This is a genomic window from Saccharothrix isguenensis, assembly GCF_052936305.1.
On record NZ_CP193626.1, the window covers coordinates 473713 to 493433 of the forward strand.

The window sequence follows — 19721 nt, forward strand, 5'->3', positions numbered from 1 at the left end:
CGCGGTCCGACTCGTGGGTTACGGCCTGGAGCAGGTGGTCGAGCACTTCCAGCGAGCGCTCGACCGGTTCCGCGCGGCGGCGTCAGCTGATGTCGGGCAGCTTGGGACCGAGTAGGTCGTCCGCGTCCACGATCTTGTACGCGTACCCCTGCTCGGCGAGGAACCGCTGCCGGTGCGCCGCGTAGTCCGTGTCCAGCGTGTCCCGCGACACCACCGAGTAGAAGTGCGCCTGCCGACCGTCACCCTTGGGCCGCAACAACCTGCCGAGCCGCTGCGCCTCCTCCTGCCGTGACCCGAACGTCCCCGACACCTGCACCGCCACCGACGCCTCGGGCAGGTCGATGGAGAAGTTCGCCACCTTCGACACCACCAACGTCCGCAGCTCGCCGCGCCGGAACCGGTCGAACAGCGCCTCGCGCTCCTTGTTCTTGGTCGAGCCCTGGATGATCGGCGCGTCCAGGGCCTCGCCCAGCGACTCCAACTGGTCCAGGTACGCCCCGATCACCAACGTCGGCTCGTCCGGGTGCCGGTCGAGGATCGCCTTCACCACGGCCAGCTTGGTCCGCGCCGTGGAGCACAGCTTGTACCGCTCCTCCGGCTCGGCCGTCGCGTACTCCAGTCGCTCGTTGTCCGTCAGCGTCACCCGCACCTCGGTGCACTCGGCCGGCGCGATCCAGCCCTGCGCCTCGATGTCCCGCCACGGGACGTCGTACCGCTTCGGCCCGATCAGCGAGAACACGTCGCCTTCCTGGCCGTCCTCGCGCACCAGCGTCGCCGTCAGCCCGAGCCGGCGCCGTGACTGGAGGTCGGCGGTCATCCGGAACACGGGCGCGGGCAGCAGGTGCACCTCGTCGTAGACGATCAGGCCCCAGTCCCGCGAGTCGAACAGCTCCAGGTGCCGGTACTCGCCCTTCGACTTGCGGGTGATCACCTGGTACGTGGCGATCGTGACCGGGCGGATCTCCTTGCGCTCGCCCGAGTACTCGCCGATCTCGTCCTCGGTCAACGTGGTCCGCGCGATCAGCTCCCGCTTCCACTGCCGACCGGCGACGGTGTTCGTCACCAGGATCAGCGTGGTCGCGCCCGCTTCGGCCATCGCCGCCGCCCCGACCAGCGTCTTGCCCGCCCCGCACGGCAGCACGACCACGCCCGAGCCGCCCGCCCAGAACGCCCGCGCGGCCAGCCGCTGGTAGTCGCGCAGCTGCCAGCCGTCCTCGACCAGGTCGATCGGGTGGGCCTCGCCGTCGACGTACCCGGCCAGGTCCTCCGCCGGCCACCCGATCTTGAGCAGCAGCTGCTTGAGCCGGCCGCGCTCGCTCGGGTGCACGATCACGGTGTCCTCGTCGACCCGCTCGCCGAACATCGGCTTGACCTTCTTGTGCCGGAGCACCTCCTCCAGCACCGCGCGGTCCAGGGAGTTCAGCACCAGGCCGTGGGTCGGGTGGTTGGTCAGCTGGAGCCGGCCGAACCGGCCCATCGTGTCCACCACGTCCACCAGCAGCGGCTGCGGCACGGGGTAGCGGGAGAACCGGACCAGCGCGTCGACCACCTGCTCGGCGTCGTGGCCGGCGGCACGGGCGTTCCACAGCGCCAGCGGCGTGACCCGGTAGGTGTGGATGTGCTCGGGGGCGCGTTCCAGCTCGGCGAACGGCGCGATGGCGGTGCGCGCGTCGTCCGACAGCGGGTGCTCGACCTCCAGCAGCAGGGTCTTGTCCGACTGGACGATCAAAGGGCCGTCGGTCACTGGTGCGCACTCCTGTCGCTTGGCGGTTCTCCCAGTGTGCATACCGGGGGCAAGTCGGTGGCGGACGGTGTCCGCGCGACCACCGGGCGCTTACGGACTCGGTTGGGTAAAGCCGTACCCGAACGCATGATCAACTCGTGATCGGCTCGGTAATTTCCCTGCGCCCCGCCACGCGACCATACGCGCGGACCTCCGGGGCTTCCCGGATGAACGAAGGTCTTCATGAGCACGGACACGCCCGCGTCCGCCCCGCAGTACCAGAACGCCCCGCAGCCCGAGCCGATTCCCGAGGCCCCGAAGAAGCCGAGCGTCATGTCCCGCATCCTGCGGGCCGTCCTCGCCCTCGTGGTCGCCGGCGCGGTGATCTACGGCTTCAACTACTTCACCAGCGACGCGGCCCAGTCCGAGGCGGGCGACTGCGCCAGCGTCACCGGCACGACGGCGAAGCCCGAGTTGGCGGTCGTGGACTGCGGCGCGGCCGAGGCGAACTACACCATCGGCAAGGTGCTGGGCTCCGCCACCGAGTCGTGCCGGGGCGACTACAACGAGTACACCGAGACCAACCGCCGCGGCCCGGACTCGAAGCTGTGCCTGATCCCGAAGCTGGTCGAGGGCTCCTGCTACGACCCCGCGACCACCGGCGTGGGCTTCGCCGCCGTCGACTGCACCAAGTCCGGCGTGGTCAAGGTGGTCAAGCACCTGCCGGGCACCATGGACGAGGCCGCGTGCGGCGAAGACGAGCCGTGGGTGTTCCCGGAGCCGAAGCTGACCGTCTGCTTCGGTGCGCCCGACAGCGCCTGACCCGCCTCGCGGGTGCGCGTGACGCGGCCGACGTGCCGTACCTTTCGGGGCGGTCACGCGCACCCGTCCAGCAAGGATGATCATGAGCGACGAGTCGAACCAGCCCTCCGGTGACGCAGCCCCGGCCCGGCCGGGCGGCAGCGTGAAGAAGATCCTGATCGGCGTGCTCGCCGTCGTGGTGATCGCCGCCGCCGTGTACGGCGTGCGCTACCTCACCAGTGACGCCGCGACCGCCGAGGCCGGCGACTGCGTGGGCGTCGCCGCCGAGGCGGACGGCCGCGCCGACGTCACCACGCTCGACTGCGACGCCGACAAGGCGTCGTTCAAGGTCGGCAAGGTCCTCGACGCGACCGCCGACACCTGCCCCGAAGAGGGCATCTACACCGAGATCGTGCCGAACGGCCCGGTCGGCGACGGCTACAAGCTGTGCCTGATCCCGAACATGGCCGAGGGCGCCTGCTACGGGCCCGCCGAGGGCAGCGGGTTCGACCGGGTCGAGTGCACGGGGCCCGAGACGTTCAAGGTCACCAAGGTCGTCCCGGGCTCCACCGACACGACCGCGTGCCCGGCCGGCTCCGGCATGGCCTACCCGGAACCGGCGGTCACGTACTGCCTGGCCCCCGCGGAGAGCTGAACCCCCGGAACGCCCGGAACGCCCGGCACGCACCGGGGGGACGACCCGGTCCGTGCACACGCGCGGGTGAACCTGCTCAACCAGGCCCGCGACCGTGCCGATGCCCTGTTCCATGCGGAAGATCGGGTGGGGCGTGGTGGCGGTCGGGGTGCTGGTGGCGGGCGCGTTCGCGTTCACGCTGCTCGGCGGCGGCCCCAAGAGCCCCGAGCCGGGCGTCTGCGGGCACATCGAACGGGCGGACGAGGGCGCCGGCGCCCTGTACCGGGCCATCGACTGCGGGGCCGAGCACGCCAACGTGCGGGTCGCGAAGGTCGTCGAGGAAGCCTCCCAGTGCCCCACCGGCGGCTCGCCGTACACGATCTTCACGCGGTCGGCGACGTTGTGCCTGATCCCCAACTTCGTCCAAGGTGCCTGCTACGAGGGCGACAAGACCGTGGGCATGCGGAAGGTCGACTGCACCAGCGCCGAGGCGGTCCGGGTGACGAGCGTCGCCAAGGGGCGCGGCGAGTGCGCGAACGGACACAGGGTCACCTATCCGGAGCCGGCCGTCACCTTCTGCCTGGTCCGGGTGGCGGAGTTGCGCTGAAGCGCGTTGCCGATTCGAGCGCCACTCACAGGCGTGGTGAAGCTCTCCGGGGGCGGGGCGGCGAGAACGAGTGCGGTAGTGCGAAATCGTGTTCGCCTACTCACGCAACGCGACCGCGATCCGCGAGACCGAGCAGTGATCGCCGCGTAATCGATCCATAAAAGCGGAAAAAAGAAGGGCCTTCCCGCAATGGGAAGGCCCCTCTCGCTAAAGCCGAGTGCTGACGGTGGGTCAGTTGGTGGTTCCGGGCGGCAACAATCCGCCGACGTCCAAGCGCTCCGGAAGCACCTCTTCGGTGTCCATCATGTCGGCCACGCGCTGCAACCGGACCGGGTTCAACGACAGCGGGAACGTGCCCACCGACACCAGCGCCGCGGTCTGCTGGTCGACGTCCATGTAGCCGGTCAGCGCGTTCTGCACGGACAGCTTGTCGTTCGACGCCGCCTCCTGCGCGTCCCGCAGGACCTGCCGGAACAGGGCCAGCGTGCGCGGGTTGGCGTCGGCGAACTTCTTGCTCGACGAGTACCCCGACATGGGGAAGTCCTTGGTCGGGCCGACCGCCGTGTCGGTGAGGATGCGGGCGCCGGCGTCGCGCTGGGCCTGGGTGATGTACGGCTCGGTCATCCACGCCGCGTCGACCCGTCCGGCCCTCAGCGCGTCCACCATCTGCGTGAACGGCATCTCCTCGGGCTTGATCCGCTGCTTCTCCACGCCCGCCGTCTTGAGCACGGCCTTCGTGGTCAGCGCGCCGACGTCGCTGCTGGACGGCACCGCGATGCGCGGGCTGGGCAGCTTGCCGGGGCTGTCGTACGCCTCGTCCAGCGTGACCAGCGCCATCGTGTTCGTGCCCGCCTGGTAGGCCTCGCCCTGGAGCTGGAGCTCGGTGCCCTCGGCGAAGCTGCGGAACAGCGTCACGTGCGTCGACCAGGTCAGGTCGAGCGTCGTGTCGAGCTGCTTGATGCCCTCGACCTCGCTGTTCAGCGGCACGAGCTGCACCTGGAGCCCGGCCTTCTCGAACAGCTTGTTGTTGTAGGCGAGGCGGAGCGGCGCCACGTCCACCACGGGCAGCACACCGATGCGCAGAGTGTTGCGTTCCACCTCGGGGCGGTCGTTCCCGTCCGAGCCGGGAAGGAGTCCGCACGCCGTCAAGGTGGCGGCACAAGCGAACAACGCTGCCGCACGTCGCAGAACACGCGCTGGGGTAGGCATGGCACCTCTCGCCGGGATGACCTAGAGAGCGGGGTCTATTTGATCAACGAATTCTCGACGCAGTTGTCGATGCGGGGGATCGTAACCACCCAGAGGTATGAAACGACAGCCCTGCTCCGATACGGTGAGTGCTTCCGGAGTCTTCCCCGACGCCGGGGTCGAGCACTACGCTCCCCGCCTGGTGGCACTGGTCGTCGCTGACCGTGGTGTCCCTGTGCGGGGTGGGGTGGCCTAGCCGGCACCACCGGTCCTGTGCTGCAATTCGGCCCGATTTCGAGTCCATGCTTCGGTCCGCGGGGGAGAGGCCGGGGAACACTGCTGCCGGAAGAGGAAGCCCAGGGTGGCCCGTCGAGAGAGAGGTCCCAGCCAGACAGGCGTGGGGATTACACCGCGCTCCGAAAGGCCCGGAACGGGTGACGGACTGGCTGCGCAGAGTGATGGAATGGTGACCGAGTCAACGGGTGTCCGGCCGAGTCCGGCGAGCAGGGCCGCGGCCGACCGCGAGGCGGCGAAGACCCGCGGCGGTGCGGGCTGGCGGCTGCGCAACTGGCGGCTGCCCACCAAGCTGACGGCCGTCCTGCTGATCCCCACCATCGCCGCGGTCGCCCTCGGCGGCCTGCGGGTGAACTCGGACCTCGCCGACGCGACCGACCTGAACCAGCTGGCGAACCAGATCCAGCTGGAGGCCGCGGTCGCCGACCTGGTGCAGCAGCTCCAGCGTGAGCGCGACCTCAGCGCGAGCCACGTGGCGTCCGGCAAGCAGCTCGACCGCGTCGTGCTGGACCGCCAGCTGCGCCGCGTGCAGGACACCGTGCAGGCGCTCAACGGCAGGATCGCCGAACTCAGCGCCGACCTGGACGACGAGGTGGTGACCCGGTTCCGCCGGGCGTCCAGCCAGCTCGACCGGCTCAACAGCCTGCGCAACGCCGTCCGCGACACCCAGTACCCGTCCGACGCCGTGATGCGCACCTACTCCGAGTCCGTGGAAAGCCTCCTGGACCTCGGCGAGCAGGCCATCGCGGGCATCAACGAGCCCGAACTGGTGCGGCTGCACCTGGCCACCAACGCGATCGCCCGGATCAAGGAGCAAGAGTCGCGCAAGCGCGGCATCATGCTCGACGTCTTCCAGGGCGGCGTCTTCGGACCGGGCCAGGAGCGCCAGCTGCTCGCCGCGAACGCCGAGCTGGACGCGGCCCGCAACGACTTCCGCAAGTCCGCGACCGCCGACCAGGCCAAGATCTACGACGACACGGTCACCGGTCTGATCGTCGACACCGCGAACGACATGCAGGAGACGGCGCTGAACCTGGCCGCGGCCGGGAAGCCCATGACGTCGCTGCGTCCGGAGAAGTGGGACATCGCGTCCACGCTGACGGTGAACCTGACCCGTGACGTGGAGAACCTGCTCCTGGAGCAGCTGCAGACCCGCACCGACCAGCTGACCGGCGCGGCCCGTGCCGCCGCCTTCCGCGACTCCGGCATCGTGCTGGGCGCGCTGCTGCTGGCGTTGATCATGGCGCTGTTCGTGGCCCGCTCGATCCTCAACCCGCTGCGCATCCTGCGCCGCACCGCGCTGGAGGTGGCCGACCACGGCCTGCCCGAGGCGGTCGGCCGGATCCTGGTGGACCCGAACCCGCACGAGGCGGCCAAGACGGCCATCGCGCCGGTGCCGATCACCACCCGCGAAGAGGTCGGCCAGGTGGCGCGGGCGTTCGACGCGGTGCACGGCGAGGCCGTGCGGCTGGCCGCCGAGCAGGCGCTGCTGCGCGACAACGTCAACTCGATGTTCGTCAACCTGTCCCGCCGCTCGCAGGCCCTGGTCGAGCGCCAGCTGAACCTCATCGACCGGCTGGAGCAGGACGAGCAGGACCCCGACCAGCTGGCCAGCCTGTTCGAGCTGGACCACCTCGCCACCCGCATGCGGCGCAACAGCGAGAACCTGCTGGTCCTGTCGGGCACGGACCTGTCCCGCCGGCTGACCCGCCCGGTCCCGGCCGCCGAGGTGCTCGGCGCCGCCGTGTCCGAGGTCGAGCAGTACGCCCGCGTGCAGGTCGGCCAGACCCCGGAGCTCACCGTCCAGGGCCGCGCGGTCAACGACCTCGTGCACCTGATCGCGGAGCTGCTGGACAACGCCACCGCGTTCTCCGACCCGGTGACGAAGGTCACCGTGCGCACCGCCCGCACCCGCAACGGCGAGCTGGCGATCGAGATCCAGGACCGCGGCGTCGGCATGGGCGAGCAGGAGATCATCGACGCCAACGTGCGGTTGGCCGACCCGCCGGACGTGGACGTCGCGGTTTCCCGCCGCATGGGCCTGTACGTGGTCGCGCGGCTGGCCAAGCGGCACGACATCCGGGTGCGGCTGCGCGCCAACGAGGACATCGAGGGCGGCACCACCGCGCTCGTCGTCGTGCCCGACACGCTGGTCCAGTCGCCCGGCGCGATGGGTTCGCCGATGGGCGCCGAGCCCAGCCCGGTGTTCGGCGACTCCGGTTTCGGGGACGCGGGCTTCGGCGACTCGGGCTTCGGCGGCGACCAGGCGTTCGGCGAGTCCGGTTTCGGGCACACGGCGCAGCGCGCGTCCGGCATCGCCGGGGCGTTCGGCACCGGCACCCTGTCCCGCCTGGACGACGACGCGAGCTTCCCGAGCATCCCGCGCGTCGAGGACGAGCCGGCGTTCCCGGTGAGCTTCGTGCAGGGCGAGGGCGACCACGACCCGGTGCGGATGCCCGCCTTCGGCGACACGCCGACGTTCGGCCAGACCCCGTCTGAGACGTCGGGCGAGCTGTCCCAGTGGCTGCCGATGGGCGAGGACCGCGACGTCGAGCGCGAGCCACAGGGCTCGTTCGGCGAACCGACACTGTTCACCGCCTACGAGGACCGCGGCGAGCACGACGCCGCCTACGAGCACGGGTTCGAGACGACCCAGTTCGCGCCGGCGCTCGACCAGGGCTTCCTGGTCGACCCCGACCCGGAGCCCGCGCACCTCAACGGCTCGGTCACCGAACCCGCCGCCGAGTCGTTCACCGAGTCCGTCACGGAGTCGGCGCCGCAGCGCCGGATCGAGCACGACGACGCGCCGACCGAGCGGCTGCCGATCTACGAGGCCGTCCTGTCGCAGTGGTTCCAGTCCGTGGGCAGCGAGACCTCGGCGGCGAACGCGCAGGCAGTGCCGCCGGCGGCCGAGCCGGAGCCCGTCGCGCAGGAGGCGCCGGCAGCGCGCGAGGAGTCGGTGCTGCCGACCCGCACGCCGCGTCCCGTGCCGCCGGTCGCGCCCACGACGTCCGACGACGCGCTCCCCCAGCGCGGCTCTCAGGCCCCGCTCGCGGGCCGCCTTTCCGCGCGGGAGACCGGAAGCGAACTCCCGCTTCGGGGCGAGGTCGCCGCGACGCGTGCGGAGGGCACTAGTCTGACCGAGGGCGGGCTGCCCAAGCGGCAGCCCGGCTCATCCGACAATCTGCCCAAGCGCGCCGCGGAGGTGCACCGCGTGACCGAGCCCGAACCGGTCGCCGAACCCGAGCCGGCCGCGCCGGCCGAATCGGTGTGGGAGTCCCCCGCCGACGAGGGTTGGCAGGCAGCGCAGTCCTTGCTCAGCAAGGAACCAGAGACCACGACACAGGCGGGGTTGCCCAAGCGGGTGCCCAAGGCTCAGCTTGTGCCGGGATCCGCCGCACCGAAGCCGCAGGTTTCGGAGCGGCAACCGCAGCGGCCCCCGCTGCCACCACGATCGGCTGACGCGATCCGTGGACGCATGTCGAGTCTTCAGCAGGGCGTCCGTCGAGGGCGACACGCTTTGATCGACGCTTACGCTGGTGACATGTCGAGCCGGCAAGACGAGGAGCAGGAGTGACGACCGCAGCTCAGCCAGGCAGCTTTGGTTGGCTTATCACCGACTTCGTGCGCCGGGTTCCCGGTGTGGCACATTCCGTGGTCGTGTCGGCGGACGGGCTACTGCTCGCCGGCTCGCAGGGTCTGCCCCGCGACCGCGCCGAACAGCTGTCCGCCGTGGCATCCGGGCTCGTCAGCCTCACGGCGGGCGCGGCACGGTGCTTCGAGGCGGGCACGGTCAACCAGACCGTGGTCGAGATGGAGCGGGGTTACCTGTTCCTGATGTCGATCAGCGACGGGTCGTGCCTCGCGGTGCTCGCGGCGCCGAACTGCGACATCGGCCTCGTCGCGTACGAGATGACGCTTCTGGTCGAGCGCGTGGGCCAGCAGCTCACCCCGGAGCTGCGTGCGCAGCTCCAGGGTGTGGTTCGGCGGTAGATCCTCATGAGATCGTGGGGGTGAAGGCAGATGGCTGAACGATCTGGCGGCGGCGGCCGACGCTTCGGTAGGAACTTCAACTACCAGGAGTGGGCGGCCGGGGGCTTCCAATTCGCTGAGCCGGATGCCGACCCCGCACAGGACGAGGAAGCCGAGGACGTACCCAACTCGTGGTCCGGCCGCCGGGCGGAGCAGGCGCAGCGGCCACGGGTCGAAGGCACAGGGCAGGGGCAAGGCGATATGTCTCAGCGTGAGGTTGACGACTCGTCGTACGACTACGACGACGTTCCCAACCGGTTCGACATCGACGGGTACGGCAGCGGCCTGTTCGGAGGTCCGGGAGCCGATCTCTTCGGTGCCCACGGCCTGCCCGACAGCGTGCCGGAACAGGTGCCTTACGCGACCGGTCCGCAGCCGGTCGTGCGGCGCGAGGAGAACCCCGCGGCCGAGTCCGGGTCCCTGGTCCGCCCGTACACCAGGACCGGTGGCCGCACCCGGCCCGATTACGACCTCGCGATCGAGGCGCTGATCTCCACCAGCGAAAAGGGTCTCGACCGCGACGCGGCGGTGCTGCCCGAGCACCGGTCGATCTGCGGGCTGTGCACCGACACCAGGTCGGTGGCCGAGGTGGCCGCTCACCTCAGGCTCCCGCTCGGCGTGGCCAGGGTGTTGATCGGCGACATGGCGAGCATGGGTTTGGTTTTGATTCATCAGGGTGGCCTGGTCGTGGGGGACCGGCCGTCCATTGATTTCCTTGAGAGGGTGCTCAGTGGGCTTCGCAGGCTCTAGCCCCAACGCGGCCGAAGGCGAACGGAAGCCGACGACCTCCGCGAAGATCGTGGTGGCCGGTGGCTTCGGCGTGGGCAAGACTACGTTCGTCGGTTCCGTGTCGGAGATCGTTCCGCTGACCACCGAAGCGGTGATGACCGAGGCCAGCGCCGGGGTCGACGACCTCTCGGCCACGCCGAACAAGGTCACGACCACGGTGGCCATGGACTTCGGCCGGGTGTCGCTGGACCAGGATCTGATCCTGTACCTGTTCGGCACACCGGGCCAGCACCGGTTCTGGTTCATGTGGGACGACCTGGTGCGGGGCGCCATCGGCGCGATCGTGCTGGTCGACACCCGCCGGTTGGCCGACGCGTTCGCGTCGATCGACTTCTTCGACGACCGGCAGCTGCCGTACGTCGTCGGCGTCAACTGCTTCGACGGCCTGCTGCACCACCGCATCGAGGACGTCCGCGACGCGCTCACCATCGACCAGTCCGTGCCGATAGTGACGTGCGACGCGCGCAACCGGCAGTCGACCAAGCAGACGCTCATCACGCTGGTCGAGCACGCCATGCGCCAATGGATGTCGGTCCGCGCGGGCTGATCGTCCCCCGGGGTCGACGCTTCCGCTGATCCGACGGCTGACGCGCCGAAGGGCGGTCTCCTCACGGGAGGCCGCCCTTCGGCGTCCTCGGGGTCAGGCCGTGGCGGTGGTGTGGTCGTGGGTCCGGTCGATCTCGCTGGTCGAGGCCGTCACGTCGTGGGTCGTCGAAGTCGGTGACCACGCCGAGGTGACCACCCAGTGCGGTGATGCAGCGGTGGGGTCGACCGTGATCTTGCGAGTGAAGCACTGCCGGGTCGTGCTGTCCGGCAGTGCTGCCCGGTCGTCTTACGCGCGGTCGTCTTCTACGAGGGCGGCGGACGTGATGCGGTGCAGGGGGAAGCGGCGGACCTCGCCGTAGCTGACGTCCACGCCCTCCAGCACGCCGCCGCCGACGAGCTGCGGCGTGATGACGCGGCGGGCGGCGGTGCCGTGGCTGTCCACGAAGTCCACCAGGACGCTCCGGCCGCTCCGCGCGGCCTGCTGCAGCAACGCGAGCGTGGCCGACGGCCCGGCGCCCAGGTGGCCGGGCACGGAGATCCGCGCGCCGCCCGTGGTCGTCGCCGCGCGGTCGCCCGCACGGACCATCCGCACCAGCTCGTCCAGCTGCTCGTCGGACGGCGTGCTCGGCTGCACCTGCCGGCGGCGGCCCTTCCCGGCGATCCGGCGACCGCCGACCCGCAGGTTCAGCACGTGGCCGTCCGGGCCCTCCGCGGCGGGCGCGAACCCGGCCGCGCGCAACCCGTCCAGCACCTCGGCCAGCGGCAAGGGGCTCACCACCACGGTCGGCGCGATCTTGCGCAGCGCCAGCCGTTCCGCCGCCGCGTGCGACAGCACCTCGGTGATCAACACCGGGTCGTCGCAGCGCAGGAACGACCCGGCCGAACCGCCGCGCAACCGGCCGTGCCGGCGGGCCGCGTCGTCGATCAGGTAAGTCAACGCCTGCGGCACGGGGGTGCGCGACCGGGTCTTGAACAGCTCGTGCAGGTCGGCGGCGCTGCGGCCGGCGTCGAACGCGCGCCGCACCGACCCCTCGCGCACCCGGTACACGGTGGCGCTGCCCACCGACTCGACGTCCGCCACCAGCGCGATCTCGTCGGCCAGCTCGGGGTCGAGCCGGCCGGGGGCGACGACGGTCAGGTCGGCCTGCACCAGCACGTGGTCGACGGGGGCGGGCAACGCGTCGCCGAGCCGTTTCGCGGCCGGGCCGGGGCCTTCGGTGAGCAGCGTGCGGCCCTGCGCGGTGATCGCGTTGTGCGCGAGGACACCCATCTTGGTGCCCTCTTCCACGGTCCAGCGCACCAACTCGTCACGCAGCCGCCCGCCACGCCTCGGCGCCCGCCACGCCAGCACGGCGGCCAGCTCGTCCGGGTCGGTCACGGCGGTGCCGGGCTCCAGCGCGGCCAGGGCTTCGAGGATGCGCCGGCGGTCCCTGGGCGCGCCCGGCCGGTTCAGCTCGGGGGCCAGCGGGTTGAGCAGCCGGTCCCGCTCGTCGCGCTGCCCGATCAGGCCGGGCAGCCGGGGCAGGTCGAGCCACGCCTGGGCCAGCGCCGCCCACCGGTGCTCGGGCGCGGCGACCAGCCACGGGTCGGCCTGCGTGGTCGGCACCCACTCGGGCTCGACGCCCTCGGTGTCGGCGACCAGGCCCGCGTTCACCACCAGTTCCACCAGCAGCGCGGCCTGGCGGTCGTCCACGTCCAGGTCCTTGGCGAGCTTGCGCAGGTCGCGGACGCCCACGCCACCCGACCGCAGCACCGCCGGCGGGTCCTCCGACCAGCTCTTGAGCAGCGTCTCCACGTGCCGCGACAGCTCCAGCGCCTCACCGCCGCCGGTGTGGTCGATGCCGGACGGGTCGCGGCGGACGGTGGCGAGCGGCGGTTCGGTGGTCTGGATCGAGCCCAGCGGCCGGTCGCCCCGGACCTTCAGGCCGACCTCGCGGGGGAGTTCGACGGTCAACGAGTCACGGCGGACCAGCAGGCCGCGGGCCAGGAGCTTCTGGATCGGCGTGCGGGCGTTGGCCAGGGAGACGACCTGCGCGGCGTCCTTGGTCTGCCCGACCGGCGGGCCGTCGGCGAGGGTCCGCAGCACGCGCAGCTCGTCCGGCTCCAACGGCGACAGGTCGACGTCGGCGAGGCTCGGCACCGACCGGCCCAGGCCGCACGGGAACGGGTTGACCGCGTCCCTGGTGGCGGGCGGGGTGGAGAGAGCGTCGTCGTCGCCCCACAGCAGGGCGCGGGCGCGCAGGCCGTCGACGGCCGGTCGGATGTCCGTCGCGCCGAACAGCTCCTGCACCGCGGACCTCGGCACGGGGGCGACGTCCGCGTCCAGCACGAGCAGCGCTTCGAGCACCGTCAGCGTCAGCGTGTCGAGGTCTTCGCAGGCGCGCGCCACCGAGGCGCGCGACCCGATGCGGGTGGCGAGCACGGTCGTGTCGGCCGGTGGGGGCGTCGCCAGGTCCGGCCGGGCGCGCAGCAGTGCCACGAGCGCCGTGTCGTCCTGCGCCCGCAGCCACTCGGCGAGGGTGGTGCCGGACATCCCCACCACGGTATATGCCGACCACCCGGCCCGCGCTGACCAGCCCCTGAAACTCACCCCGGGGACCTTCGGCCCGACCCCGCCCACCAGTCCGTTCGTCAGCGGCGGGTGCTGCGTGCCCGGTGGTCCTGGAGGTACGCGTCGGGCGGCGTGGTGGGGGTGGACGGCCAGGCGTCGCGGTCGGCCAGGTGGAGGACCAGTGCGGCGATGTTCCAGGCGTCGTCGTCGCCCCGGTGGTGCCTGCCCTCCAACGGGAGGCCCGCGACGGTCAGGGCGCGCGCCATCCCCGGCCGCTTGCGCAGGCCGTGTGCCTGCGCGAACACGAGCTTCACGTTCCAGTGCCGCCGCCCGAACGGGTACCGCACACCGGTCGCCCGGCACTGGCGGGTGAACTGCTCCCGGTCGTAGTCGCCCCAGCTCGCCCACGGGCGCACGCCCGCCTCGTGCTCCACCTCCAGCAGCCGGCACGCCTCGGCGAACGTCACCCCGGTGTCGACCTCCGCCTGGGTCAGCCCCGTCAGCTCCGTGCAGAACGGACTGACCGCGGACCGCTGCGGGCGCACCACGACCCGGTGCTTCCCGACCCGCTCGCCCGCGGCCAGGTCGACCGTCGTCAACCCGACCTCGATGATCTCGTGCACCTGGCCGGGAGGCGGCTCGCCGTCCCAGCACGTCGCCTCGACGTCGACCACGTTGACCAGCGCTGCCGGAGTGCTCACCCGGACGAGGGTAGGGATGAGGCACACTTGTGCCGACCGCAGGCATCACCGAGGAGGAACCGTGGCCAAGGCCCGCCCCGAGCGCATCGACCCGCACTGGCCGGAGCCGCCGGTCGGCGAAGAGCACCCGGTCACCGAGCTCACCAGCCACCTCCAGGGCGCGCTGTCCCCGTTCGGCACGACGACCTTCCCGCTGCCGGTCGAAGAGCTGGGCTACCGCCACCCCGTGACGGAGATCAACCGCTAGCGACCGCCGGCAACCGCCAGGCACCCGAGAACGCGCGTGGCCGTCGAGCCGCGCGCGTTCCGCATATCCGCGCGGACTACTCTCGAATCCTCTTGAGCTGTGCTGTTCTGGGAGGTTCGATGCCGGTCCCCGGCCCTGGTTACTCGATCACCGTCCGGCTGGAGGCCCCGCCGTCGGCGTCGGCCGCCGGTGACCTCACCTCGGCGGTCGGCCGGGCCGGCGGTGTGATCACCGCGTTCGACGTGGTGGAGTCGCACACCGACCAGGTGATCATCGACCTCACCTGCAACGCGCTGTCGGCGAACCACGCCAAGGACATCACCGACACCCTGGAGCTGCTGCCCGGGATCGTCGTCCGCAAGGTGTCGGACCGGACGTTCCTGGTCCACCTCGGCGGCAAGATCGAGGTCTCGTCCAAGGTTCCGCTGCGCAACCGCGACGACCTCTCCCGCGCCTACACGCCCGGTGTCGCCCGCGTCTGCATGGCGATCGCGGAGAACCCGGACGACGCCCGCCGGCTCACCATCAAGCGGAACACGGTCGCCGTGGTCACCGACGGCTCGGCCGTGCTCGGCCTGGGCAACATCGGCCCGGCCGCCGCGCTGCCCGTGATGGAGGGCAAGGCCGCGCTGTTCAAGAAGTTCGCCGGCGTCGACGCCTGGCCGGTCTGCCTGGACACCCAGGACACCGAGGAGATCATCCGCGCGGTCGAGCTGATCGCGCCGGTCTACGGCGGCATCAACCTGGAGGACATCGCCGCGCCGCGCTGCTTCGAGATCGAGGCGCGGCTGCGGGAGAAGCTCGACATCCCGGTGTTCCACGACGACCAGCACGGCACCGCGATCGTGGTGGTCGGCGCGCTGCGCAACGCGTTGCGCGTGGTCGGCAAGAAGATCTCCGACTGCAAGGTCGTGGTGTGCGGGGTGGGCGCGGCCGGCTCGGCGATCATCCGGCTGCTGCTCAAGCAGGAGCCCGGTGACGTCGTGGCGGTCGACGTCGACGGCATCGTGCACCGCGACCGGCCCGGCCTGGACGACAACCTGAAGTCCGTCGCCGCGTCGACCAACAAGGAGAACGTCAGCGGCCGGCTGCACGACGCGCTGGTCGGGGCGGACGTCTTCATCGGCGTGTCCGCGCCGAACCTGTTCGGTGCCGAGCAGGTCGCCACGATGAACAGCGACGCGATCGTGTTCGCGCTGGCCAACCCGGACCCGGAGATCGACCCGATGGAGGCGCAGAAGCACGCCGCCGTCGTCGCCACCGGCCGCAGCGACTTCCCGAACCAGATCAACAACGTGCTGGCGTTCCCCGGCGTGTTCCGCGGTCTGCTCGACGCGCACGCCCGGACCATCACGGACTCGATGTTGATCGCCGCCGCCATGGCCATCGCGGACGTGGTGGACGGCGACCGCCTCAACGCGTCGTTCATCGTGCCCAGCGTCTTCGACTCGACCGTGGCGCCGGCCGTCGCCGAGGCGGTCCGGAAAGCCGCGACCGAAAGCGCCTAGATCGGGACTCGACCACCACGGGCGGTCACGTCGATCGTTCGCGCGCCGCGAGCGGTCGGCTTCCGGGCGACCGAGCCCGCCGTCTGCGAAGCAGCGGCGATCCGACACCGCCTAGCATCGGTCTCATGAACCAGTTCACCCACTTGGACGCCTCCGGCGCGGCGCGGATGGTCGACGTGTCGGAGAAGGAGCCCACCGCGCGGACGGCGGTCGCCTCCGGTGTGCTGCGCACGACGGCCGAGGTGGTGGGGTTGCTGGGGAGCGACACCCTGCCGAAGGGCGACGCGCTGGCCACGGCCCGGATCGCCGGGATCATGGCGGCCAAGCGGACGTGGGAACTGGTGCCGCTGTGTCACCCGATCGCGCTGTCCAGCGTGAAGGTGGACCTGGTGCTGGGCGACGCCGAGGTGCGCATCACGGCGACCGTCCGCACCACGGACCGCACGGGGGTGGAGATGGAGGCGTTGACGGCCGTCTCGGTCGCCGGGCTGACGCTGCACGACATGGTGAAGGCGGTCGACCCGGCGGCGTCCCTGGACGCGGTGCGGGTGGAGCGCAAGGAGGGCGGCAAGACCGGCCTCTGGGAGCGGACGTGACACCCGCCGACGTACGTCCGGACCGGGAGGTGGCAGTGCGGGCAGCACGGGTGATCACGGCGTCGAACCGGGCTTCGGCGGGGGTGTACGCGGACCGGGGCGGTCCGATCATCGTCGCCTGGCTGCGCGAACGCGGCTACGACGTGCCGGAACCGGTGGTCGTGCCGGACGGCGAGCCGGTGGCGGAGGCGTTGCGGGCGGCCGTCGCGGACGGGGTCGCGGTGGTCGTCACGACCGGCGGCACGGGCATCAGCCCCACCGACCGCACCCCGGAGGCGACCCGCTCGGTGCTGGACTTCGACGTGCCGGGTGTGGCGGACGCCATCCGCATGTCAGGCTGGCCGCGGGTGCCCACCGCCGTGCTGTCGCGCGGGGTGGCGGGCGTCGCGGGCCGCACGTTCGTGGTGAACCTGCCCGGCTCGACCGGCGGGGTCCGGGACGGGCTGGACGTGCTGGCGACCCTGCTGGAGCACGCCGTCGACCAGGTTGCCGGAGGTGACCACGCATGACCGAGGTCCTGCGCGCGACCGTCAGCGATCAGCCGCTGTCGGTGGAGGAGCACGCCAAGCTCGTGGAGCACGCGGCGGCGGGCGCGGTGGTGACGTTCGCCGGGGTGGTCCGCGACCACGACCACGGGCGCTCCGTGCGCGAACTGGAGTACGTCGGCCACCCGACGGCGGGCGCCGTGGTCGCCGAGGTGGTGGCGGACGTCGTGGCCCGGTTCGAGGGCGTCCGCGCGGTCGCCGTGTCGCACCGGGTCGGGCCGCTGGCGATCGGGGACGTCGCGCTGGCGTGCGCGGTGTCCTCCGAGCACCGGGCCGAGGCCTTCGCGGTGTGCTCGGAACTCGTCGACGAGGTGAAGCGGCGGCTGCCCGTGTGGAAGCGGCAGGTCTTCACCGACGGCACCGACGAGTGGGTCAACATGCCCTGAACGGGTTGGGGACCCCGGACCGCCGAGGAAGGCGGTCCGAGGTCCCTGTTCCGTGGTGCGCCGGCTCTCGCCGAGCACAGGTCACTTGGTGGCGATCTTGTGACCCGGCATGATCAGGTCGGCGTTCGGGATGAACGCCTTGTTGAGCTCGTGCAGCTTGGCCCAGCCGCCCTCGACCTTCAGCTCCTCCGCGATCTTCGACAGGCTGTCGCCCGCCTTGATCTCGTAGTCGCCGTTCGGGTTGGTGGACGGCAGCGCCACGGTCACGGGAGCGGGCGCCTGCTTGACCGGTGCGGTCTGCACCGGGGCCTGCTTCTGCGGCACCTGCTTCTGCGGCGCGGGGGCCGCCTGCCGGGGCGCGGGGGCCGGAGCCTGCCGCGCGGGCGCCGGGGCGCCGCCGAGGCCCTTGGGCCCGCAGACGGGCCAGGCGCCGATGCCCTGGGTCTTCATGACGTTCTCCGCGACGCGGATCTGCTCCTCGCGGGAAGCCTGGTGGGGCATGCCGGAGCCGCCGTGCGACGTCCACGTGGACGGCAGGAACTGCAGGCCGCCGTAGTAGCCGTTACCGGTGTTGATGCTCCAGTTGCCGCCACTCTCGCACGCGGCGACAGCGTCCCAGTTGACGCCGGACTGCGCGTTGGCGGTGCCGGCGGCCATGGCCAGGGGTGCGCCCACGATGACGCCGGCGACGGCGACCTTCGCGATGCGACGGCTGGTGACGCTGGTGGTCGGGCGGTGCTTGCCTCGGTAAGAAGCCATTTCCCTCTCTGCCACCCGCACCTGCCCAGGCGACTCGGGTTCGGGCCCGGTACGTCGTCTGGCTTGTCCTGTCCGGCGGTTGTCTCTCGCTCGGGGGTTGTTCCGGGACACCCTTGGACAGGTTCGGTGCGTGGCGTCCCGGTGTAGCTCTGGTCGGTCGGGGCCGACCAGAGAGCGACGGTACGTAACCGGGAGCCCCATGCCAAACGTTCTTGTCTGTGACGGACGTCACTGTAACGCGGGCGGGTGACGCCGCGAACGTTGTGTTTACCGAGGTCAAGGCACCGTTATCGGTCTGTTTCCGTACCGAGATCCACCGAGATCAATCACTTTCGGTGAGGTATAGCTCACGCGCTAACCCGTCCGTGGAGGACGATCTCATCCCCCGGCGAAGGGCGGCAACACGTCCAGTTGCGCACCGGCCGACACGGGCGTGTCGTGATTCCGGACGGCCACCCCATCGAGGAGGAAGCTGCACGCGGGCAGGACGCGCCCCAACCGGTCCCCGTGACGGCGCCGCAGGACCTCGATCGCGGACGCCACGGTGGCCCCGTCGCCGGACAGCTCGACGCTCTCGTCGGCGACCCCCGCCGCCGCCCGAGCCCCCGCGAAGTACCGCACCGTGAGCCGCACCCCAGCCTCCGATCGCACCCCAGCCTCCGATCGCACCCCAGCCTCCGATCGCACCCCAGCCTCCGATCGCACCTCAGCCCCCGATCGCGCTCATGGGCCGGTCCGGCTGGCTGAAGCCGGCCTCGTCGATGCCGTGCCCGGCCGCCTTCGCCCACGAGTTCCCGCGCCACAGGTCGGCGATCTCCTCGTCCGACGCGCCACCCCGCAGCAGCGACCGCAGATCCGTCTCCGACCGGCTGAACAGGCAGTTCCGCACTTGGCCGTCGGCGGTCAGCCTGGTCCGGTCGCAGGCGGAGCAGAACGGCCGGGTCACCGACGCGATCACGCCGACCACCGCCGGGCCGCCGTCCACCAGCCACCGCTCGGCGGGCGCGCCGCCCCGCTCGCCCGGCTCGGGCGTCAGGGTGAACCCGGTGCGCAGGGCGGCCAGGATCTCCTCGGCCGTCACCATGTCGTCCCGGTTCCAGCCGTGCTGCGGGTCCAGCGGCATCTGCTCGATGAACCGCAGCTGGTAGCCGTGGTCGAGGCAGAACCGCAGCAGCGGCACGGCCTCGTCCTCGTTCACGCCGCGCATCAGCACCGTGTTCACCTTGACCGGCGTCAACCCGGCCTCCCGTGCCGCGGCCAATCCCGCGAACACGTCCGACAGCCGGTTGCGCCTGGTCAGCGTGAGGAACCGGGCCGGGTCGAGGGTGTCCAGCGAGACGTTCACCCGGTCGAGGCCCGCGGCCACCAGCCCGGCGGCCCGCCGCGCCAACGTCAACCCGTTCGTGGTCATCGAGATGCGCGGTCGGGGCGTCAGCGCCGCGGTCGCCGCGATCACGTCGTCCAGGTCGGGCCGCAGCAGCGGCTCGCCACCGGTGAACCGGATGTCGGTCACCCCCAGGCGGGTCACCGCGACGCCGATCAGCCTGGTCAGCTCGGCGTCCGTGAGCAACTCCGGCTTCGGCAGCCAGTCGAGGCCCTCGGCGGGCATGCAGTAGGTGCAGCGCAGGTTGCAGCGGTCGGTCAACGACACGCGCAGGTCGGTCGCGATCCGGCCGAACCGGTCGACCAGGAGCGGTGAGCCCGGACGTTCGGAGGTGTCGGACTCCGCGGTGCCCGTCTTGCCGCGCACGGCGGGTAGACCCAACTCGACAGCTGTCACCCCTACCAGGGTAATCGTCCGACACTTGTGGGTG

At 71.4% G+C, this 19721-nt stretch carries 19 protein-coding genes; 12 read left to right on the forward strand and 7 right to left on the reverse strand.

Features of this window, described 5'->3' with window-relative positions:
• Positions 1 to 82: 82 nt before the first annotated feature.
• Positions 83 to 1744: a DNA repair helicase XPB gene (locus ACRAKI_RS02350; protein ID WP_447005401.1), complete on the reverse strand. Its 1662-nt coding sequence runs from the start codon at positions 1742 to 1744 to the stop codon at positions 83 to 85.
• 222 nt (positions 1745 to 1966) lie between these two features.
• Between ACRAKI_RS02350 and ACRAKI_RS02355 the strand changes: the two genes are divergently transcribed.
• The 3 genes from ACRAKI_RS02355 to ACRAKI_RS02365 all read left to right on the forward strand — a co-directional run bounded on the left by ACRAKI_RS02355 (position 1967) and on the right by ACRAKI_RS02365 (position 3765).
• A complete protein-coding gene (locus tag ACRAKI_RS02355) occupies positions 1967 to 2545 on the forward strand; it encodes an LppU/SCO3897 family protein (RefSeq protein WP_447005402.1) in 579 nt (192 codons plus the stop codon).
• Positions 2546 to 2627: 82 nt separating this feature from the next.
• On the forward strand, positions 2628 to 3179 hold the full coding sequence (locus ACRAKI_RS02360; RefSeq protein ID WP_447005403.1) for an LppU/SCO3897 family protein: 552 nt from the start codon (positions 2628 to 2630) through the stop codon (positions 3177 to 3179).
• Positions 3180 to 3291: 112 nt separating this feature from the next.
• Entirely contained in the window at positions 3292 to 3765 is a 474-nt protein-coding gene (locus tag ACRAKI_RS02365; RefSeq protein ID WP_447005404.1) for an LppU/SCO3897 family protein, read from the forward strand.
• Positions 3766 to 3996: 231 nt separating this feature from the next.
• Here the strand turns inward: ACRAKI_RS02365 and ACRAKI_RS02370 are convergent, their stop codons facing one another.
• The gene (locus tag ACRAKI_RS02370) at positions 3997 to 4863 is read right to left on the reverse strand and encodes an ABC transporter substrate-binding protein (RefSeq protein ID WP_447005405.1); all 867 of its coding nucleotides are present in this window, start codon (positions 4861 to 4863) and stop codon (positions 3997 to 3999) included.
• A 553-nt stretch (positions 4864 to 5416) separates the two neighbouring features.
• On the opposite strand from ACRAKI_RS02370, the gene ACRAKI_RS02375 reads away from it, so the two are divergent.
• Genes ACRAKI_RS02375 through ACRAKI_RS02390 form a run of 4 tightly spaced genes read left to right on the forward strand, consistent with a single transcriptional unit; the run spans position 5417 to position 10615 of the window.
• Positions 5417 to 8824, forward strand: a complete 3408-nt coding sequence (locus ACRAKI_RS02375; RefSeq protein ID WP_447005406.1) for a sensor histidine kinase — start codon at positions 5417 to 5419, stop codon at positions 8822 to 8824.
• The gene (locus ACRAKI_RS02380) at positions 8821 to 9240 is read left to right on the forward strand and encodes a roadblock/LC7 domain-containing protein (protein WP_033442969.1); all 420 of its coding nucleotides are present in this window, start codon (positions 8821 to 8823) and stop codon (positions 9238 to 9240) included. Before ACRAKI_RS02375 ends, ACRAKI_RS02380 begins: the two co-directional genes overlap by 4 nt.
• A gap of 30 nt (positions 9241 to 9270) precedes the next feature.
• Positions 9271 to 10029 carry a DUF742 domain-containing protein gene (locus tag ACRAKI_RS02385; RefSeq protein ID WP_447005407.1) on the forward strand — a complete coding sequence of 253 codons (759 nt, stop codon included), beginning with the start codon at positions 9271 to 9273 and terminating at the stop codon, positions 10027 to 10029.
• Positions 10010 to 10615 (forward strand): GTP-binding protein, encoded by a 606-nt coding sequence (locus ACRAKI_RS02390; RefSeq protein ID WP_033442971.1) that lies wholly within the window; start codon positions 10010 to 10012, stop codon positions 10613 to 10615. Before ACRAKI_RS02385 ends, ACRAKI_RS02390 begins: the two co-directional genes overlap by 20 nt.
• Positions 10616 to 10900: 285 nt before the next feature.
• Here the strand turns inward: ACRAKI_RS02390 and ACRAKI_RS02395 are convergent, their stop codons facing one another.
• Entirely contained in the window at positions 10901 to 13147 is a 2247-nt protein-coding gene (locus ACRAKI_RS02395) for a helicase-associated domain-containing protein (RefSeq protein WP_447005408.1), read from the reverse strand.
• Positions 13148 to 13245: 98 nt separating this feature from the next.
• Entirely contained in the window at positions 13246 to 13866 is a 621-nt protein-coding gene (locus ACRAKI_RS02400) for an exonuclease domain-containing protein (protein WP_447005409.1), read from the reverse strand.
• Between the two features lie 61 nt (positions 13867 to 13927).
• Between ACRAKI_RS02400 and ACRAKI_RS02405 the strand changes: the two genes are divergently transcribed.
• From ACRAKI_RS02405 to ACRAKI_RS02425, 5 genes are all read left to right on the forward strand, one after another.
• Positions 13928 to 14113, forward strand: a complete 186-nt coding sequence (locus tag ACRAKI_RS02405; protein WP_447005410.1) for a hypothetical protein — start codon at positions 13928 to 13930, stop codon at positions 14111 to 14113.
• A gap of 119 nt (positions 14114 to 14232) precedes the next feature.
• A complete protein-coding gene (locus ACRAKI_RS02410; RefSeq protein WP_447005411.1) occupies positions 14233 to 15621 on the forward strand; it encodes a malic enzyme-like NAD(P)-binding protein in 1389 nt (462 codons plus the stop codon).
• Positions 15622 to 15746: 125 nt separating this feature from the next.
• Positions 15747 to 16217 (forward strand): cyclic pyranopterin monophosphate synthase MoaC, encoded by a 471-nt coding sequence (gene moaC / locus ACRAKI_RS02415; protein WP_447005412.1) that lies wholly within the window; start codon positions 15747 to 15749, stop codon positions 16215 to 16217.
• Complete coding sequence (locus tag ACRAKI_RS02420) at positions 16214 to 16726, forward strand: MogA/MoaB family molybdenum cofactor biosynthesis protein (protein ID WP_447005413.1); 513 nt, start codon at positions 16214 to 16216, stop codon at positions 16724 to 16726. Before moaC ends, ACRAKI_RS02420 begins: the two co-directional genes overlap by 4 nt.
• Complete coding sequence (locus ACRAKI_RS02425) at positions 16723 to 17148, forward strand: molybdenum cofactor biosynthesis protein MoaE (protein WP_447005414.1); 426 nt, start codon at positions 16723 to 16725, stop codon at positions 17146 to 17148. The genes ACRAKI_RS02420 and ACRAKI_RS02425 overlap by 4 nt, the downstream gene beginning before the upstream one ends.
• An 81-nt stretch (positions 17149 to 17229) precedes the next feature.
• On the opposite strand, the gene ACRAKI_RS02430 is transcribed toward ACRAKI_RS02425, so the two are convergent.
• The 3 genes from ACRAKI_RS02430 to moaA form a co-directional block, all read right to left on the reverse strand.
• Positions 17230 to 17907 carry a transglycosylase family protein gene (locus ACRAKI_RS02430; RefSeq protein WP_447005415.1) on the reverse strand — a complete coding sequence of 226 codons (678 nt, stop codon included), beginning with the start codon at positions 17905 to 17907 and terminating at the stop codon, positions 17230 to 17232.
• A gap of 378 nt (positions 17908 to 18285) precedes the next feature.
• A complete protein-coding gene (locus tag ACRAKI_RS02435) occupies positions 18286 to 18558 on the reverse strand; it encodes a MoaD/ThiS family protein (protein ID WP_447005416.1) in 273 nt (90 codons plus the stop codon).
• Between the two features lie 55 nt (positions 18559 to 18613).
• Positions 18614 to 19672 (reverse strand): GTP 3',8-cyclase MoaA, encoded by a 1059-nt coding sequence (gene moaA, locus ACRAKI_RS02440; protein ID WP_447008311.1) that lies wholly within the window; start codon positions 19670 to 19672, stop codon positions 18614 to 18616.
• Positions 19673 to 19721: the final 49 nt, after the last annotated feature.

Bases quoted from the DNA above. Each gene is read 5' to 3' on its own strand.
- ACRAKI_RS02355 (WP_447005402.1), top strand. From the start codon at position 1,967: ATGAGCACGGACACGCCCGCGTCCGCCCCGCAGTACCAGAACGCCCCG.
- ACRAKI_RS02360 (WP_447005403.1), top strand. From the start codon at position 2,628: ATGAGCGACGAGTCGAACCAGCCCTCCGGTGACGCAGCCCCGGCCCGG.
- ACRAKI_RS02365 (WP_447005404.1), top strand. From the start codon at position 3,292: ATGCGGAAGATCGGGTGGGGCGTGGTGGCGGTCGGGGTGCTGGTGGCG.
- ACRAKI_RS02375 (WP_447005406.1), top strand. From the start codon at position 5,417: ATGGTGACCGAGTCAACGGGTGTCCGGCCGAGTCCGGCGAGCAGGGCC.
- ACRAKI_RS02385 (WP_447005407.1), top strand. From the start codon at position 9,271: ATGGCTGAACGATCTGGCGGCGGCGGCCGACGCTTCGGTAGGAACTTC.
- ACRAKI_RS02395 (WP_447005408.1), bottom strand. From the start codon at position 13,147: ATGTCCGGCACCACCCTCGCCGAGTGGCTGCGGGCGCAGGACGACACG.
- ACRAKI_RS02410 (WP_447005411.1), top strand. From the start codon at position 14,233: ATGCCGGTCCCCGGCCCTGGTTACTCGATCACCGTCCGGCTGGAGGCC.
- moaC (WP_447005412.1), top strand. From the start codon at position 15,747: ATGAACCAGTTCACCCACTTGGACGCCTCCGGCGCGGCGCGGATGGTC.
- ACRAKI_RS02425 (WP_447005414.1), top strand. From the start codon at position 16,723: ATGACCGAGGTCCTGCGCGCGACCGTCAGCGATCAGCCGCTGTCGGTG.
- ACRAKI_RS02430 (WP_447005415.1), bottom strand. From the start codon at position 17,907: ATGGCTTCTTACCGAGGCAAGCACCGCCCGACCACCAGCGTCACCAGC.